The organism is Rhizobium sp. 57MFTsu3.2, assembly GCF_012932765.1.
Lineage (GTDB): Bacteria > Pseudomonadota > Alphaproteobacteria > Rhizobiales > Rhizobiaceae > Rhizobium > Rhizobium altiplani.
In genome coordinates, this window is sequence record NZ_JDWI01000001.1 from 116,873 (window position 1) to 133,175 (window position 16,303).

The window sequence follows — 16,303 nt, forward strand, 5'->3', positions numbered from 1 at the left end:
CCCTCATCCAAGCACTTCGCGCGATCCCGAGCAAGATCGGCCGAAGTTGCCGGCTTCAGGCGCCCTGAGGATGATGGGGATAACTTCCAACGCTGTCCACAGCGCCAATTGCGGCGCGCTTCTAGCCAGAAGTTACCAAAATGTCAACAGATGCATGAATTAGAATTTATAAATACACGTATCGGTAGCTCCAGGCAGCAATCAAAAACCCGCAACCTTGGCCAAAGCGCGCTTCTCCCGCCGGCGCTGGACCGAGGATGCGATGTTCATCGCTTCCCGGTATTTAGCCACCGTGCGACGGGCCAGGTCGATGCCGCCCTTCTTGAGAATAACCACGATATCGTCGTCGGAAAGCACGGATTCCGGGCTTTCCTGCGAAATCAGCGTCCGGATCTTGTGGCGTACGGCCTCGGCCGAATGGCTGTCACCGCCTTCGACGGCGCTGATCGAAACGCTGAAGAAATACTTGAGCTCGAAGAGCCCCCGCGGCGTCAGCATGTACTTGTTGGATGTGACGCGGCTGACGGTGGATTCGTGCATCTTGATGGCGTCGGCCACCGTCTTGAGGTTGAGCGGCCGCAGGTGATCGACCCCATGCATCAGGAAGGCGTCCTGCTGCCGAACGATCTCACTCGCCACCTTCATGATCGTCTTGGCGCGCTGGTCGAGGCTCCGGGTCAGCCAGTTGGCGGTCTGCAGGCATTCCGACAGAAACGCGTGATCCTCACCACTCTTGGTGACTTTTGAAAAATACGCCTGGTTGACCAGAACGCGCGGCAATGTGTCGGGATTGAGCTCGATCAGCCAGCCGCCGTCGGAGCCTGCCCGCACGACGACATCAGGCATGATCGCTTCCGACATTCCGGTTTCGAAGCCGGCACCTGGCTTGGGATTGAGCTGCCGGATCTCGCCCAGCATGTCGAGCAGATCTTCCTCGTCCACGCCACACAGCCGCTTCAGCGTCGCGAAGTCACGCCGGGCCAGGAGCTCGAGATTGCTGACCAGCGCCTGCATGGCAGGGTCAAAGCGGTCTTTCTGCCGAAGCTGGATCGCCAGGCACTCCGCCAGATTGCGGGCGAATACACCGGGCGGATCGAGCGCCTGCAAGGCGGCGATTACACGCTCGACATCGTCGACACCTGCGCCCAGCCTGTCGGCTGCTTCCGTCGCATCGCCCTGGAGATAGCCTGCCTCATCCAGCTGATCGACGAGATGTTGAGCGATCAGGCGATCGGCCATATCGGGCAGGACAAAGGGCAACTGCTGGGCAAGATGATCGCGAAGCGAGATTTGACCGGCAACGAAATCATCGAGATCGTAACTCTCCGCCCCTTCGCCGCTGCCGGGCATCGACTTCCACTGGCTGATCAGCTCCGGAGCATCGGCGCGCTGCGGGACGCCGTCATCGGGAAACACGTTGGCATAATTGGCGTCGAGTTCGTCGCTGAGGCGGCTTGCCCCACCGCTGTTGCCACTCTCGTACCAATCGCCCGACAAGACCTCGGTTCGGCTATCGTAGCCGTCGTCGGAGGGGTCTTCAGCCTGATGCGCGTAGGCCTCGTCCTCCGCGCCCCCGCGCTCGCTGCCCGATTCCGCATCATTTGACGGAATCTCGAGCAGCGGGTTCTTTTCGACTTCCTGGGCAATAAACTGCGTCAGCTCGAAATGCGTCATCTGCAGCAACTGGATGGACTGCATCAGTTGCGGTGTCATCACCAGCGACTGGTTCTGGCGCAGGAAAAGATTGGCCGACAGTGCCATAGCGGACGCGAAACTCCCGTTCGTCTCCTCCGGGAAACCGCGTCCTGCCACGGGCTCAGGCCACGGAAATCCAAGTTGGCCCAAAAATTGCTTTTTTATTCTATTTGGTCAAGCGGAACTGTCACAGAAGGTGAATTTCCGCGGCGCGAGAGCGCGTCAGAGGCTGAAATTATCGCCGAGGTAAAGGCGCCGCACTTCCGGGTTGTTGACGATGTCGTTGGCACGACCGTGCGTCAGCACTTCGCCGGCATGGATGATATAGGCGCGGTCGATCAGGCCCAACGTCTCGCGCACATTGTGGTCGGTGATCAGCACGCCGATGCCGCGCGCCGTCAGATGATGCACAAGATGCTGAATGTCGGCGACGGAGATCGGATCAACGCCCGCAAACGGCTCATCGAGGAGCATGAAGGTCGGATCGGTCGCCAGCGCGCGGGCAATTTCGAGGCGGCGACGCTCGCCACCGGAAAGCGACACGGCGGCGCTCTTGCGCAGCTTGCGAATGTGAAACTCATCGAGCAGTTCGTCGAGCTTCTTCTCGCGCGCAGCCTTGTCGTTGATGTGCACTTCCAGGACGGCGCGAATATTCTCTTCGACGGTCAACCCCCGAAAGATCGACGCTTCCTGCGGCAGATATCCGACGCCCAGCCGCGAGCGACGGTACATCGGCATCGTCGTGACTTCGTTGCCGTCGATCTCGATCGTACCTTCATCAACGGGCACAAGCCCGGTGATCATATAGAAGCAGGTTGTCTTGCCGGCGCCGTTCGGACCCAGCAGGCCAACGGCCTCGCCGCGTCGAACGACCAGCGACACGCCGTTCACGACACGGCGGGTGCTATAGGTCTTGGTCAGACCGCGCGCAATCAGCGTGCCCTGGTAACGGCTTTTGTCGCCGGCGGGGGCTTCAGCAGCTTGCTGCCCGGACCTGCCGAACATGGTCGATAGCGAGAATAACTTCACGTGGTACGGCCGGGGTCAGTTCTGTTTCTGCGATTTCGGATCAAGCTGAATCTGGACGCGCCCCCCGCAGCTCTCCAGCTGTGCCTGTCCCGTCTCCATGTGCACGGTCAGCTGGCAACCCGTAAAGACGTTGGGCCCATCGGTGAGGACGACCCTGTCACCCTTGAGGATGAAAAGCTGCTTGGCCATGTCGAACGAACCGTTGTCGGCGGTAGCTGTCTGCGTGCCCGAGGTCAGGTACACCTTGTCCGTCACCACGATGTGATCGATATCGGCGTTTCCGGATGAAATCGATGCCGAAGCATTCTTGGTGTCGGCGGCCTTGGCGTCGGCGGCAGGCGCGTTCGCGTCGCCGGCCTTCGGCTTGTAGTAGACCGTCATGTGGCCGGCTTGCAGCGTCGTCTTGCCCTGCACGACCTTCACATTGCCAGTGAAATCGGCCGTGTGCTCCTTATCGTGGATCTCCAGCTTGTCGCTCTCGATCTGGATCGGTTCGTCACTGCTGAGCTTCAGCCCATCCATCTGACTGGTTGTTGCCTGCGCCAGGGCGCCTCCGGTCAACACAAGCAGCGCAACCGCGCCACTCAGAAATACTGCTCCCGCCTTGCGGGTAGAAATGCGACAAGCGTTTGTCATGGTGACCCGGCTGTTAAGTGCCCTGTTTGTGAATAGCTGAGGGATCGACGTTCATGCGTACATTTCCCTCGAATGTGATCGTCTGCCCCTTATCCGTCATCTTGACCGACTGCGCAACAATAGAGGCACCATCTTTCTGAATGCTTACGGGATCCTCGCTGGTGAGCTTCCCGCCCTTGATGTCGACCTTGGCGCTCTGGAAGTTGGCCGTCAGCCCATTGCTCAAAAGGATGGCAAAGGGAGATTTGACATCGAGATTGTCGGTCGCACGATCGTAATCTGCGGCCGTCGCCTCGACGCGGGCGATCAGATCGTCCTTCATCGGGACGGCCGCCTTGATATTCTCAAGCGTCATCAGGTTGGGATTCTTGATATCCTGAAGCGCGCGTTCCGCCAGCATGGAATAGTTGATGCCATCCGAGTTGCGGCCGGAGATGGCGGGCTTTTCCATCACCACCTTGCCATTCTCGATCTTGGCGCCCTCGATCTTGATGTTCTCCGGCAGGTAGGTGCGGATCACGGATACACCAATGAAGATCAGCGACACCACAACGGCCGCGATCGGAAGAATGACCTTCAGGCGGCGCACCCGTGCCGAATGGAAGCGCGCAGCGACATAGGCGCTTCGCTCCGGCGTCACATAGTCAGCCTGTCCCGTGGTGTTCAAAGTATTGAGCATAACCTGGTCCGTGTAGGTGATGGAGCAGCGTATATAAGCATTCTCGCGCTCGATCACAGTTCGTTTCGCATTATTACACTGACTTGCCAATATGGATTTTTTTCTGCAACAAGCAACAAAGGCGCCGACGCGTGCAAAATCTACGTGTCCGAACGGCGCAGGAGCCCTAGATTTGCGGGATCACGCGTGCTCCCCACCCCCCTGGAGGAATGTATGGACAGTTCCATGATCGCCGATCGCCGCAGGCTTCGCCGCAAGGTCGGTTTCTGGCGCGTCGTCGCGGTGCTGCTGCTCGTGCTATTGGGTTACGCTGCTTACTGGGCACTCATCGGCGATATCGCGACCAGTCGGCCGCACGTCGCCCATGTGACCATTTCCGGGCTGATCACCGATGATGACGAGTTGCTGGAGCGGCTGAAGAAAATCGAAAAGAGCGATGCGGTGAAGGCCGTCATCGTCTCGATTTCCTCACCCGGGGGCACGACTTATGGCGGAGAGCGGATATTCAAGGCAATCCGTGCCATTGCCGCCAAGAAGCCTGTCGTATCCGACGTGCGCACGCTGGCCGCTTCCGCCGGCTACATGATCGCGACCGCCGGCGACATGATTATTGCCGGCGACAGCTCGATCACCGGCTCGATCGGGGTGATCTTCCAGTATCCGCAGATCAGGCCGCTGCTCGACAAGATCGGCGTTTCGATGGAAGAAATCAAATCGTCGCCCTTGAAGGCCGAACCGTCGCCATTCCATCCGGCGAGCGAAGAGGCCAAGGCCATGATCAACAACATGATTCTCGACAGCTACGGCTGGTTCGTCGATCTCGTCGCCGAGCGGCGCAAGCTGCCGCATGATGAGGTCCAGAAGCTTGCGGACGGCTCGATATTCACCGGCCGTCAGGCGCTCAAGGTCAAGCTGATCGACCAGATCGGCGGAAATGACGAGATCAGGGCCTACCTTGAGACGCGCAAGGTCAGCAAGAACCTACCTGAGGTCGATTGGGACAAGAGAAGAAACACAGCTTTCCTGCTCGCGGACAGCGCGTCTCATATCCTCACGCTGCTTGGTTATGACGATCTTGCCAAGGCGAGTGACCTCGGCGGAATCCTGCCGCAGAAGTTGCTCCTTGACGGGCTCCTTTCAGTTTGGCAGGTTGGCAATGATTGATAAGAAATCAATAATTTAAGGGGGACGAAAGTGATCAAGTCCGAACTGGTGCAGATCGTTGCAGCCCGCAACCCGCATCTTTATCATCGTGACGTCGAGAATATCGTCAACGCGGTTCTCGATGAGATAACCGACGCGCTCGCGGCCGGCAATCGCGTCGAGTTGCGCGGCTTCGGCGCCTTCTCGGTGAAGAACCGCCCGTCCCGCTCCGGCCGCAACCCGCGTACCGGCGATACCGTTTTCGTCGAGGAGAAGTGGGTTCCCTTCTTCAAGACCGGCAAGGAGCTGCGTGAGCGCCTCAACCCGGGACAGGCCGACGAAGAGGATTGATCCTCTCCCTGATGCAGCCTGCGGCAAGCCCGCACTTGAACTTGGCTCTCGGCCCACTATCCTGCTGACCAGATCAAAGCGCTGCGTCAAAGTCGACGGGCGTTGATATACGGAGGCCGAGCATGGCGAAGAAGATCACCAACCTTTTGATTTTTTTACCACTCGGAATCATTTTGATCATCTTCTGCGTCGCCAACAGGCAGGTGGTGACGCTCGCCTTCAACCCGTTTCGGCCGGACGACCAAGTCCTTTCCTTGTCAGCGCCGTTCTTCGTGTTTCTTTTCATCACGCTGATCATCGGCATGCTGGTCGGCTCGGCAGCCACCTGGCTCAATCAGGGCAAATACCGCAAGCGCGCGCGAACCGAAGCGAAAGCGGCCGTTCGCTGGCAGGCCGAGGCGGACCGCCACAAAACCCACGCCGAGGAAATTGCGGGCCATCTGCCGTCGAGGTGACGCGCACGCCAAGGGCGGACAGCGGGCCGAAATTCAGCTATGCAACCACTTGCAGCCATAGATCCGGCTTCATAGCTATATAAAATGCGACCCACTGCACATCTGCTAGGCACAGTCGTTTCGCGGCATACGAGCCCTGCCTTGCGAGGATGAGACCATGAATATCGACGAAATCCTGCGGTCAGTCGTGGCCGTTCGCTCCTCAATTCCTGATGATGCCTTTACGGCCGGCACACTCGGCACGCGCCGGGAGGGAAGTGGTGTCGTCATCAAGCCATCCGGACTGGTCCTCACCATCGGCTACCTGATCACCGAGGCCGAGGAAGTCTGGCTGACCACGCTAGACGGGCGCGTTGTCGCGGCCCATCCTCTCGCCTACGATCAGGAGACCGGGTTCGGCCTGCTTCAAGCACTGGGTGACCTCGGCCTGCCGGCATTGGAATTCGGCGACGACATCGGCGCTAACCTCGGTGATCCCGTCGTGCTGGCGGATGGAATCGGCCAGTTCGTGGAAGCCAGGATCGTGGCAAAGCAGGAATTCGCGGGTTATTGGGAATATCTGCTTGATGAGGCGATCTTCACCACGCCTGCGCATCCCTCCTGGGGAGGCGCGGCACTCATTAATGGCGACGGCAAGCTGCTTGGCATCGGGTCACTGCGGCTGCAGATGAGTCAGGGCGGCGACGCCGTAGATATCAACATGATCGTGCCGATCAATCTGCTTCCGCCAATTCTGGACGACCTGATGACCCAGGGCCGCGTCAACAAGCCACCGCGTCCATGGCTCGGCGCGTTCTCCGCAGAAAGCAACGGCGATGTGATCGTTATGAGCGTCGCCGACGGAAGTCCTGCGGACGAGGCCGGCCTGCGCCGAGGCGACATCATTTCCGAGATCCGCGACGGCGAGGTAGATGGACTTGCCGATTTCTATCGCAAGGTCTGGAGCAGCGGCCCAGCCGGCGCGGAAATCCCGATGCGGGTGGTGCGCAATGGACGCGAGGCGTGGCTGCGCATCAGGTCCGCCGATCGCAATGCTTTCCTGAAGAAGCCGCAGCTTCAATAGGCCTGCGCATCCCGGGCGGCTGGGTAGAAACTCATCTCTTCGTAGTCGCCTTCCGCCGATGAGCCGGATCCCGTGACGATGAACCCCTTGGATCGATAGAAGGCGTTCGCACGCTCATTCTTGACCAGGCATTTCAGCCGATACTTCCTGAGCGGCCAGTTCGGCAGCGTAGCGAGCAAGGCGGCGCCCGCCCCCTGCCCTTGCCAGGACTTGCTGATATAAAGCATGTGAATGAAATCGTCCGGCGGCCACAGGGTCATGAAGCCCGCGGTCTCACCGTTCGGCGCTTCTGCAATCCATAGGTCTTCGCCCTGTGTGTGGACGCTGAAATCCTCGTGGCGGAAGCTGGCCGGATCGACCCATGTGAATGTTTCGCGGCGGACGGCCAGATATATGTCGGCCAGCCTTTCCAACTCCGATTGAAGTGGCGATCTGATGGTCCACTTCACGGATGGTGACGTCGTCTGAATGGAGAAATCTGTCAATTCCGACCCTTATTCTGCGGCTTTGGCACTGACGGCGGCGTTGAAGCTGGAGAAGAACTGCTGCGCCAGCTTAGCGGAGGTTGAGTCGATCAACCGCGCGCCGAGTTGGGCAATCTTGCCACCAACCTGGGCCTTTGCTTCATACTGCAGGACCGTCTCCCCGCCCTCATCCTTCAATACGACATCAGCGCCGCCCTTGGCAAAGCCGGCAATACCGCCCTTACCTTCACCCGAGATCGTGTAACTTTCCGGCGCCTGAATGTTGGAGAGCAAGACCTCGCCGTTGAACGTCGCCGAAACCGGACCGATCTTGACCTTCACCACTGCCGTGAGCTCCGTCGGGGACTTCATCTCCAGGTTCTGACACCCCGGAATGCACTGCTTCAATATCTCGGGATCATTGAGTGCCGCCCATACGACATCCCGGGGTGCGGCAATCCGTTCTTCGCCGGTCAAGTCCATCCGAAAATCCTCCCCTTTTCGATGTGGCTCAATTTATCACAGCCCGAAAGCGCTTTGCCAAGATGAAACGGAATGCTATTTGCACGGGCTCTATCGAATTGAAGCACGCGGAAGATTACGTTGAGACAAAAAGAACGCCGGCCAGGCCAGAAACCCGCCGCCGGCCCCTCCGGCGGACGCCGCGCCGACGATCGAGGCCCGCGCCCGGCAAAGCCCGCAGCGAAGCCGGCGCCGGCCCGTGAAAGGGTGCGCGAACCTGCCTCCGTGCCTACGGCAATCGACCGGCCGCTGATGGTGCGGACTGGCGAGCGTCCGGCTGAACGCGTGCCCGTCATCCTTGAATCCCTTGGCGCAGGCGACTTCCATCTGATCGACAGCGGCAACGGCGAGAAGCTGGAGCAATACGGCCCCTACCGGATCGTGCGCCCGGAGGGCCAGGCGCTCTGGCAACCGTCCTTGCCAAAGCAAACCTGGGAAAAGGTCGATGCCGTCTTCACCGGCGATACGGACGAGGAAGGCACCGGGCGCTGGCGCTTTCCCAAGGAAGCGCTCGGCGAGACCTGGCCGCTCAATCTGCTCGGCGTGGATTACCTCGGCCGCTTCACCTCTTTCCGCCACGTCGGCGTCTTTCCCGAGCAGATCGCCCACTGGACCTGGATGAAGCAACAGGTCGAGGCCGCCAAGCGGCCATTGAAGGTTCTGAACCTCTTTGGCTACACCGGTGTTGCCTCCCTGGTTGCCGCCGCTGCCGGCGCCGAGGTTACGCATGTCGATGCTTCCAAGAAGGCGATCGGCTGGGCGCGCGAAAACCAGGCGATGAGCCGGCTGGAGAAGGCGCCGATCCGCTGGATCTGCGAAGACGCGATGAAATTCATCCTGCGGGAAGAACGCCGCGGCAACACCTACGACATCATCCTCACTGATCCGCCGAGTTTCGGCCGCGGCCCGAACGGCGAGGTTTGGCATCTTTTCGCGCACCTGCCGCTGATGCTCGATATCTGCCGTGAAATCCTGTCTCCGAAGGCGGTTGGACTTGTGTTGACGGCCTATTCGATCCGGGCCAGCTTCTATTCGATCCATGAACTGATGCGCGAGACCATGCGCGGGGCCGGCGGTGTCGTCGAATCCGGCGAGCTCGTCCTTCGCGAGGCCGGGCTGGACGGCAAGGCGCCGGGCCGCGCACTCTCCACCTCACTCTTCTCCCGTTGGTACCCAAATGAGCCATGAACACAGGGGCCACGGCCCGCATAAGGTCGGGCACGTGAAAGAGGTTACCTCGCTCGCCAATCCGATCATCAAGGACATTAAGGCGCTCAGCGACAAGAAGACCCGCGAGCAGAGCGGCACCTTCATGGCCGAAGGCTTGAAGCTGGTCATCGACGCGATCGAACTCGGCTGGACGATCCGCACGCTTGTCTATGCCAAAGCGGCCAAGGGCAAGCCGCTGGTCGAGCAGATGGCGGCAAAGACGGTCGCCTCCGGTGGGCTGGTGCTCGAGGTCAGCGAGAAGGTGATTTCCTCGATCACCCGTCGCGACAATCCGCAGATGGTGGTCGGCATCTTCGAAAGCCGCTGGAAGCCATTGCGCGAGATCCACCCAAGGCCGGGTGAAACCTGGATCGCCCTCGATCGCGTGCGCGATCCCGGCAACCTCGGCACGATCATCCGCACAGCCGACGCTGCCGGCGCCTCTGGCGTCATCCTTGTCGGCGAGACGACCGATCCCTTCTCGCTCGAAACGGTGCGCGCCACCATGGGCTCGGTGTTTGCCGTTCCCGTTGCACGCGCCACGGCGGAAGAATTCATTGCCTGGAAGAAGCACGCTGGAGCTTCCGTCGTTGCTACGCATCTGGCAGGGTCAGTTGACTACCGTACCATCGACTACAAGAAGAAGCCGGTGGTGATCCTGATGGGCAACGAGCAGTCCGGGCTGCCCGAGCATCTTGCCAAGGAAGCCGATGCGCTTGCCCGCATTCCGCAGCAGGGCCGTGCCGACTCGCTCAATCTTGCCGTCGCCAGCGCCGTCATGCTGTTCGAGGCGCGCCGCCACCTCCTCTCACTCGACGAGGCCAAATGACCGAACAGACGCTAGAACGACCGACGCTGCTTGCCCGGCCGCTGCCAATCCTGATCTTCATCGTCATCGCCGTTGCACTCGACCAGATCGTCAAGATCGTTGTCGACCACACCCTACCACTGCAGGAGCCCGTGCATCTTTTCCCGATGCTGGCGCTTTACCGAACCTACAATCTCGGCGTCGCCTTCTCGATGCTCTCGGGCATGGACGGCTGGTTCATCGTCGGCATGCGCCTCATCATCGTCGCTTTCGTCATCTGGCTCTGGCACCGCACCAACAAGCAGCGCACCTTCGCTCACCTCGGCTACGCGCTGATCATCGCCGGCGCGCTCGGGAACCTGATCGATCGCTTCCTCTACGGGCATGTGATCGACTACATCCTGTTTCACACCGAGACATGGTCGTTCGCCGTCTTCAACTTGGCCGACAGTTTTATCACGATCGGCGCGGGATGCGTGATTCTGGACGAGCTGATACAACCTAAAAACGCAGACCGTTAAAATCTTAGCGGTTTGCTGAAGGCATTTGGAACCGCCGCCATGCTATTCCGGCGGGCATGCAAGGTCTCGGTCAATTGCACGACAGACTTGCCGCCGCGTTCGGGCGGCATACCGCTCATCGCCACGGTGAGCGGGACTCGGATATTGTTGCCTATCAAGCCGAGTTCGTTTCACCGCAATTCCAACGCAGCCGCGTCGGCCGCAAGCTTCTATCCTGGTGGTTGGGCGGTCTCGGCCTTGTTGGCGGCTTTCTCCTTGTTGTCGTGGCGCAGGCGGGCGGCCCTCTGCTGCCATCGGTGGGGCTCGGCGTTGCCGCGCTGTCCTTCGTTGTCCTGCTCGCGATGCTCGCAACCACCAGACAACGCCCGTTGCGGAAACACCTCACCGGCGTTTCATCCGCATGGAGCCAGAGGGCGGCTCTCTTTGCGGAGATCCACGACGCGCTTGGCGACATTACCGTCACACGGAACATGGATCGGCGCATCGTTGGCGCCAACGAGGCATTTCGTCGGCTGACCGGCAGGCTCAATCCAGAGGGACTGACGTGTGAGGAGATTGGCATCGCCTTTCGACCGGGCTCGGCACCGCATCGCTTCGAGGTGGAGATCTCGACGCCGGAAGGCCAACGCATCTTTTTCTGGCGTGACGTCGTTACCCGCGACCCCGCCGACGGACGGCTCCTGCTGCAGAGCATCGCTCGCGATATCACCGACGAACGGCTGACCGCACAAGCCCGCGAGGAGGCCCGGCAGAAGGCCGAGTACAACAGCGCAGCCAAATCACGCCTGCTTGCCACGGTCAGCCATGAAATCCGCACTCCGCTGTCCGGCATCCTCGGCATGACGCATCTGCTGACCGAGACACGGCTGACGCAGGAACAGCAGAACTATCTGACGGGCATCCGCCAATCCGGCTATGCGCTGACGCAGCTGGTCGAGGACCTCCTAGACTTCTCGACCATCGAGGTCGGTCGTTTCCAATTGCGCCCCCGCGCAGAATCGCTGCGCAAACTCCTTGAAAGCGTCGTCGAAATGCTGGCCCACCGCGCCCATGAAAAGGGCATCGAGATTGGGACAACGGTATCCTCCGACCTTCCAGACATGATGAGCTTCGATCCGGCGCGCCTGCGTCAGGTCCTGTTCAACGTGATCGGCAACGCCGTGAAATTCACGCAGGCGGGCGGCGTTTTCGTCCAGGCATCGCTGCAGGCGAACACCGTGCTGATCAGTGTCACCGACACCGGCCCCGGCATGACCGAGGAAGAACAAAACCGCATCTTCGGCGAATTCGAGCAGGGCGGAACGCTGGTCGAGAAGAGCGCCGGGACAGGGCTTGGTCTCTCCATCTCCGCCCGCATCATGCGCGAATTTGGCGGCACACTTACGGTGACGAGCGAAAAGGGAGCCGGTAGCGAGTTCAGCATCCGCTTTCCGATCGCCATTCCGGAGGAACGCCGTAGTCGCCACAAGGCCGTGCTTGCAGGCAGCGTCGTGCTGCTGCTGGCACCAGCCGGTTCGGCGCGCAAAGCGATATCGGAGACGATCGCAACGCTCGGCGGCGATTGCCACCTGGTCACCGACGGTGCGAGCGCCCATGACATGTTGCTCGCCATGGCTGCGGGCGACCGCAGGCCAACCGACATCATCGTCGACCACCGGATGTCGACGGAGTTCGCCGAGCACCTTGCCGACCGTGGCGAAATCGCGGCACTGGGACTGCGCAAAATCTTCCTGGTCAACCCCGAGGAGCGCAACGCCCATCCGCTCGACCTATTCGACGCGTGGCTGATACGGCCGCTGCGCGAGCAATCGCTGATCGACGTGCTGCGTGGACGGATGCGCGGCATGGAGAAGCGCGATGCGTTGAACGATAACCAGCCCGGTTTCAGCGTTGCCATTCCGGAAGCGGGAATCCAGAGTGGGCTGCGTATCCTGCTGGCGGAAGACGACCCGATCAACGCGATGCTCATTCGCGCCATGCTCGAAAAAGCCGGTCATACCGTCGAGCACGTCGAGCACTTCGAGACGCTGCTCGACGCCGCGCTGTCGGAGGGAAGCGTGCGCCCTGACATTGTCATCAGCGACCTTTCCATGCCAGGAGGCGACGGCATCGACATGCTTGGCCGGCTACGCGGGCACGAACGTCGGCTCGATCTTCCGCCTGTTCCGATCCTCGTGCTCACCGCCGACAAGCGCGATGAATCCCGTAGACAAGTCTTGCTGAATGGTGCAAACCGCGTCATGGTAAAGCCGGTTGACCCGATAAGGTTGCTGACGGAAGTCCAAGCTGTTGCTGCGCTTTCGGCCCGCCGCGCGGAAGCGCGGTAGCCATCAAATAACCGGCACGCTTCTTGCGTATGGCGGCTATATGATGTCACTTTCCTGTCGCATATAAGTGTTTTATGGCGTGTCAAAAGCCGGCAACGGGAGAATCGCCATGTCAGCAGACGCCCTCAACTGTGACGCTGTCGCCGAGACCCCCCGGCCATCGACCACGCTTGCGCTAAAGGAAGGCGACGTTCTCGGCCGCATCGGCAATCTCGAAACTCGCCTTGCCCGAACGGCCAGCGAGATCGATGCCGCCCAGGCCGTCCGCTTCCGCGTCTTCGTCGAAGAAATGGGGGCACAGCTTTCGCCGGAGGCCATGCGCCGCAAGCGCGATTTCGATTCCTACGACACGTTCTGCGATCATTTGCTCGTGCTCGACCGCTCGATCGAGGGTGACAGCGAGGACCAGATCGTCGGCACCTATCGCCTGCTGCGACAGGAAGTCGCCATGGCGAACGGCGGCTTTTACTCGGCTTCGGAATTCGCCATCGACGAGCTGCTTGCTCGCCATCCGGACAAACGGTTCATGGAACTCGGCCGCTCCTGTGTGCTGCCCGACTACCGCACCAAGCGCACGGTCGAGCTTCTGTGGCAGGGCAACTGGGCCTATGCGCTGAAGCATGGCATGGGCGCCATGTTCGGTTGCGCCTCCTTCCCGGGCATCCACCCGGAAAGCCATGCGCTGGCACTGTCCTTCCTGCATCACAACGTCGCCGCGAAGGATGAGTGGGCCGTCGCCGCTCTTCCGCACCTTGCGCGCGACATGGATCTGATGCCGGCCGAAGCCGTCAACCCGAAGCGGGCGCTGATGGCACTGCCGCCGTTGATCAAGGGTTACCTGCGCCTCGGCGCCATGGTCGGTTCGACCGCCGTGGTCGACAAGGCCTTCAATACGACGGATGTCCTGATCGTGTTGCCGATCGCCAGCATTTCCGATCGCTACCTGAACTACTACGGCGCCGACGCCGGTCGTTTCGCGAGCTGACTTTCAAGCAGATGGAAGACGGAGCGGGAGGATGCCTCCCGCTCCGTTTTTATTTCACGATCCAGCCGTATAGGCGGCGATCGCCGCCATGTTGACGATGTCGGAATCCTTTGCGCCCATCGAAGTGATCTGAACGGCCTTGTCGAGGCCGACGAGGATCGGGCCGATGACAGTCGAACCGCCAAGCTCCTGCAGCATCTTCGTGGAGATCGAGGCTGAGTGAAAGGCCGGCATGACGAGCACGTTGGCCGGGCCGGACAGGCGGCAGAACGGATACTGCTCCATGACCTTGCGGTTCAGCGCCACGTCGGCCGCCATCTCGCCGTCATACTCGAAATCGAGGCGGCGCTTGTCGAGGATTTTCACCGCCTCGCGCACACGCTCGGAGCGTTCGCCCGACGGATGACCGAAGGTCGAATAGGCAAGCATGGCGACGCGCGGCTGATAGCCCATGCGGCGCGCAAAGCCTGCGGCCTCGACAGCGATATCGGCGAGCTCCTCGGCGTTCGGCATATCGTGAACCGCTGTATCGGCGACGAACACCGTCCGGCCGCGGCACAGCGCGATCGATACGCCGATGACCCGATGGCCGGGTTTCATGTCGATGCAGCGGCGCACATCTTCCAGGGCCGTCGAATAGTTGCGGGTGATACCAGTAACCATCCCATCGGCGTCACCAAGCGCCACCATGCAAGCGGCGAAGTGGTTGCGATCCTGATGGATCAGACGCTGTGCGTCACGATGCAGGTAGCCTTTGCGCTGCAGGCGCGCATAGAGGTAGTCGATATAAGTTTCGACGCGGGTGGAGATACGTGCGTTGACGATTTCCAGCCCCGGCCGATTGAGGTCGATGCCGGCGCGCTCGGCGGTCTGGTGGATCAGGTCTTCGCGGCCGAGCAGGATCGCCGTGCCGAGCTCCTGGTTTGCGTAGGACATTGCCGCACGCATGACCTGCTCTTCTTCGGCCTCGGCAAAAACCACCCGCTTTGGACGGCGGCGAACGCGTTCGTAGAGGCTCGCCAGCGTCGAGGCGATGGGATCGCGGCGGCCGGAAAGTTCGCGGGCATAGGCCGTCATATCTGTAATCGGCTTGCGCGCTACGCCGCTGTCAATCGCTGCCTGTGCCACGGCAACCGGGATCGCCGAGATCAGGCGCGGATCGAACGGCACCGGAATGATGTATTGCGCACCAAAGCGCGGGCGGTTGCCCTGATAAGCGGCAACAACATCGTCAGGAACGTCCTCGCGGGCGAGATTTGCCAGCGCCTCAACAGCAGCGATCTTCATGGCGTCGTTGATGGTGGTCGCACGGACGTCCAGCGCGCCACGGAAGATATAGGGAAAACCGAGGACGTTGTTGACCTGGTTCGGATAATCGGAGCGACCCGTTGCCATGATGGCGTCGTCGCGGATGCGGGTAACCTCTTCGGGCGTAATTTCCGGATCGGGATTGGCCATCGCAAAGATGATCGGGCGATCAGCCATGGAGCGGATCATGCTCTCGGAGAACGCGCCCTTCTGCGAGAGGCCAAAAACCACGTCCGCGCCCTTCATCGCCTCCTCGAGCGTGCGCGCCTTGGTCTTGACCGCATGCGCCGACTTCCACTGGTTCATGCCCTCGGTGCGGCCCTGGTAGATCACGCCCTTGGTGTCGCAAAGGACGATATTCTCGGGCGCGAAGCCCATGGCCTTGATGAGCTCAACGCAGGCGATGGCTGCTGCACCCGCGCCATTGCAGACGAGTTTCGTCGTTTTCAGGTCGCGACCGGTCAGTTCCAGCGCATTGATGAGACCAGCGGCAGCAATGATCGCCGTGCCGTGCTGGTCATCATGGAAAACCGGGATGTCCATCAGTTCGCGCAGACGCTGCTCGATGATGAAACAGTCGGGCGCCTTGATGTCTTCGAGATTGATGCCGCCGAACGAGGGACCGAGGAAGCGGACGCAGTTGATGAACTCATCGACGTTTTCGGTATCGACTTCGAGATCGATGGAGTCGACGTCGGCAAAGCGCTTGAATAGCACCGACTTGCCTTCCATAACAGGCTTGGAGGCCAGTGCACCGAGATTGCCGAGACCGAGAATTGCGGTACCATTCGAGATGACCGCGACCATGTTGCCGCGCGTCGTATAATCATAGGCGGTGGCGGGATCGGCGGCGATTGCCTTCACCGGAACGGCAACGCCAGGCGAATAGGCGAGCGACAGATCGCGCTGGGTCGCCATAGGCTTCGTGGCGTTGATCTCCAGCTTTCCGGGCCGCCCCATGGCGTGGAACTCAAGAGCCTCGTTGTCGGTCACTGATGTAACCGGCCGCTGCTTCTTCTCGGTGTCGGGCATTTTTCCTCCAACGTCTTGTGGGTGACGCCTTGCTCTTCCTCAATCGCGGTTGTCATCTATAGCGGCGGGCGGCTAG

The 16,303-nt window shown here is 60.7% G+C and carries 16 protein-coding genes; 9 read left to right on the forward strand and 7 right to left on the reverse strand.

Translation table 11 applies throughout. The annotated features are described in order from the left end of the window. Nucleotides 1–201: 201 nt before the first annotated feature. The 4 genes from rpoN to lptC form a co-directional block, all read right to left on the reverse strand. The gene (rpoN, locus tag AF71_RS00570) at nucleotides 202–1,761 is read right to left on the reverse strand and encodes an RNA polymerase factor sigma-54 (protein ID WP_018857726.1); all 1,560 of its coding nucleotides are present in this window, start codon (nucleotides 1,759–1,761) and stop codon (nucleotides 202–204) included. A gap of 156 nt (nucleotides 1,762–1,917) precedes the next feature. Then, nucleotides 1,918–2,700 (reverse strand): LPS export ABC transporter ATP-binding protein, encoded by a 783-nt coding sequence (gene lptB / locus AF71_RS00575; RefSeq protein ID WP_018857727.1) that lies wholly within the window; start codon nucleotides 2,698–2,700, stop codon nucleotides 1,918–1,920. A gap of 39 nt (nucleotides 2,701–2,739) precedes the next feature. Then, nucleotides 2,740–3,360 (reverse strand): LptA/OstA family protein, encoded by a 621-nt coding sequence (locus AF71_RS00580; RefSeq protein WP_026371837.1) that lies wholly within the window; start codon nucleotides 3,358–3,360, stop codon nucleotides 2,740–2,742. Between the two features lie 13 nt (nucleotides 3,361–3,373). After that, on the reverse strand, nucleotides 3,374–4,039 hold the full coding sequence (gene lptC / locus AF71_RS00585; RefSeq protein ID WP_025658730.1) for an LPS export ABC transporter periplasmic protein LptC: 666 nt from the start codon (nucleotides 4,037–4,039) through the stop codon (nucleotides 3,374–3,376). Between the two features lie 213 nt (nucleotides 4,040–4,252). On the opposite strand from lptC, the gene sppA reads away from it, so the two are divergent. The 4 genes from sppA to AF71_RS00605 all read left to right on the forward strand — a co-directional run bounded on the left by sppA (nucleotide 4,253) and on the right by AF71_RS00605 (nucleotide 7,051). Then, complete coding sequence (gene sppA / locus AF71_RS00590) at nucleotides 4,253–5,203, forward strand: signal peptide peptidase SppA (RefSeq protein WP_169679212.1); 951 nt, start codon at nucleotides 4,253–4,255, stop codon at nucleotides 5,201–5,203. Between the two features lie 30 nt (nucleotides 5,204–5,233). Continuing rightward, the gene (locus AF71_RS00595) at nucleotides 5,234–5,533 is read left to right on the forward strand and encodes an integration host factor subunit beta (RefSeq protein WP_003544934.1); all 300 of its coding nucleotides are present in this window, start codon (nucleotides 5,234–5,236) and stop codon (nucleotides 5,531–5,533) included. 122 nt (nucleotides 5,534–5,655) lie between these two features. Continuing rightward, on the forward strand, nucleotides 5,656–5,988 hold the full coding sequence (locus tag AF71_RS00600) for a hypothetical protein (RefSeq protein ID WP_018857731.1): 333 nt from the start codon (nucleotides 5,656–5,658) through the stop codon (nucleotides 5,986–5,988). A 157-nt stretch (nucleotides 5,989–6,145) separates the two neighbouring features. Then, nucleotides 6,146–7,051, forward strand: coding sequence for a S1C family serine protease (locus tag AF71_RS00605; protein ID WP_018857732.1), 906 nt, complete (start codon nucleotides 6,146–6,148; stop codon nucleotides 7,049–7,051). On the opposite strand, the gene AF71_RS00610 is transcribed toward AF71_RS00605, so the two are convergent. Together AF71_RS00610 and AF71_RS00615 are read right to left on the reverse strand one after the other, a co-directional pair. Further along, complete coding sequence (locus AF71_RS00610; protein ID WP_025658727.1) at nucleotides 7,045–7,500, reverse strand: GNAT family N-acetyltransferase; 456 nt, start codon at nucleotides 7,498–7,500, stop codon at nucleotides 7,045–7,047. The two genes, AF71_RS00605 and AF71_RS00610, sit on opposite strands and share 7 nt — an antisense overlap. 45 nt (nucleotides 7,501–7,545) lie before the next feature. Then, on the reverse strand, nucleotides 7,546–7,998 hold the full coding sequence (locus tag AF71_RS00615) for a carbon monoxide dehydrogenase subunit G (protein WP_169679215.1): 453 nt from the start codon (nucleotides 7,996–7,998) through the stop codon (nucleotides 7,546–7,548). A 120-nt stretch (nucleotides 7,999–8,118) separates the two neighbouring features. Here AF71_RS00615 and AF71_RS00620 point away from each other — a divergent pair, with 120 nt between their 5' ends. The 5 genes from AF71_RS00620 (at nucleotide 8,119) to AF71_RS00640 (ending at nucleotide 13,887) form a co-directional block, all read left to right on the forward strand. After that, entirely contained in the window at nucleotides 8,119–9,225 is a 1,107-nt protein-coding gene (locus AF71_RS00620) for a class I SAM-dependent methyltransferase (RefSeq protein WP_169679218.1), read from the forward strand. Continuing rightward, a complete protein-coding gene (locus AF71_RS00625; RefSeq protein ID WP_026371839.1) occupies nucleotides 9,215–10,075 on the forward strand; it encodes an RNA methyltransferase in 861 nt (286 codons plus the stop codon). Before AF71_RS00620 ends, AF71_RS00625 begins: the two co-directional genes overlap by 11 nt. Further along, nucleotides 10,072–10,575, forward strand: a complete 504-nt coding sequence (gene lspA, locus AF71_RS00630) for a signal peptidase II (RefSeq protein WP_029867569.1) — start codon at nucleotides 10,072–10,074, stop codon at nucleotides 10,573–10,575. Before AF71_RS00625 ends, lspA begins: the two co-directional genes overlap by 4 nt. A 56-nt stretch (nucleotides 10,576–10,631) precedes the next feature. Continuing rightward, nucleotides 10,632–12,902, forward strand: a complete 2,271-nt coding sequence (locus AF71_RS00635) for an ATP-binding protein (RefSeq protein ID WP_169679221.1) — start codon at nucleotides 10,632–10,634, stop codon at nucleotides 12,900–12,902. 109 nt (nucleotides 12,903–13,011) lie between these two features. Beyond that, a complete protein-coding gene (locus tag AF71_RS00640) occupies nucleotides 13,012–13,887 on the forward strand; it encodes a GNAT family N-acetyltransferase (protein ID WP_018857739.1) in 876 nt (291 codons plus the stop codon). A 54-nt stretch (nucleotides 13,888–13,941) separates the two neighbouring features. On the opposite strand, the gene AF71_RS00645 is transcribed toward AF71_RS00640, so the two are convergent. Further along, on the reverse strand, nucleotides 13,942–16,227 hold the full coding sequence (locus tag AF71_RS00645) for an NADP-dependent malic enzyme (RefSeq protein ID WP_169679223.1): 2,286 nt from the start codon (nucleotides 16,225–16,227) through the stop codon (nucleotides 13,942–13,944). Between the last annotated feature and the right edge of the window lie 76 nt (nucleotides 16,228–16,303).

Coding starts and splice junctions, on each gene's coding strand:
- rpoN (WP_018857726.1), bottom strand. CDS start 1,761: ATGGCACTGTCGGCCAATCTTTTCCTGCGCCAGAACCAGTCGCTGGTG.
- lptB (WP_018857727.1), bottom strand. CDS start 2,700: ATGTTCGGCAGGTCCGGGCAGCAAGCTGCTGAAGCCCCCGCCGGCGAC.
- AF71_RS00580 (WP_026371837.1), bottom strand. CDS start 3,360: ATGACAAACGCTTGTCGCATTTCTACCCGCAAGGCGGGAGCAGTATTT.
- lptC (WP_025658730.1), bottom strand. CDS start 4,039: ATGCTCAATACTTTGAACACCACGGGACAGGCTGACTATGTGACGCCG.
- sppA (WP_169679212.1), top strand. CDS start 4,253: ATGGACAGTTCCATGATCGCCGATCGCCGCAGGCTTCGCCGCAAGGTC.
- AF71_RS00600 (WP_018857731.1), top strand. CDS start 5,656: ATGGCGAAGAAGATCACCAACCTTTTGATTTTTTTACCACTCGGAATC.
- AF71_RS00605 (WP_018857732.1), top strand. CDS start 6,146: ATGAATATCGACGAAATCCTGCGGTCAGTCGTGGCCGTTCGCTCCTCA.
- AF71_RS00615 (WP_169679215.1), bottom strand. CDS start 7,998: ATGGACTTGACCGGCGAAGAACGGATTGCCGCACCCCGGGATGTCGTA.
- AF71_RS00625 (WP_026371839.1), top strand. CDS start 9,215: ATGAGCCATGAACACAGGGGCCACGGCCCGCATAAGGTCGGGCACGTG.
- lspA (WP_029867569.1), top strand. CDS start 10,072: ATGACCGAACAGACGCTAGAACGACCGACGCTGCTTGCCCGGCCGCTG.
- AF71_RS00635 (WP_169679221.1), top strand. CDS start 10,632: ATGCAAGGTCTCGGTCAATTGCACGACAGACTTGCCGCCGCGTTCGGG.
- AF71_RS00640 (WP_018857739.1), top strand. CDS start 13,012: ATGTCAGCAGACGCCCTCAACTGTGACGCTGTCGCCGAGACCCCCCGG.
- AF71_RS00645 (WP_169679223.1), bottom strand. CDS start 16,227: ATGCCCGACACCGAGAAGAAGCAGCGGCCGGTTACATCAGTGACCGAC.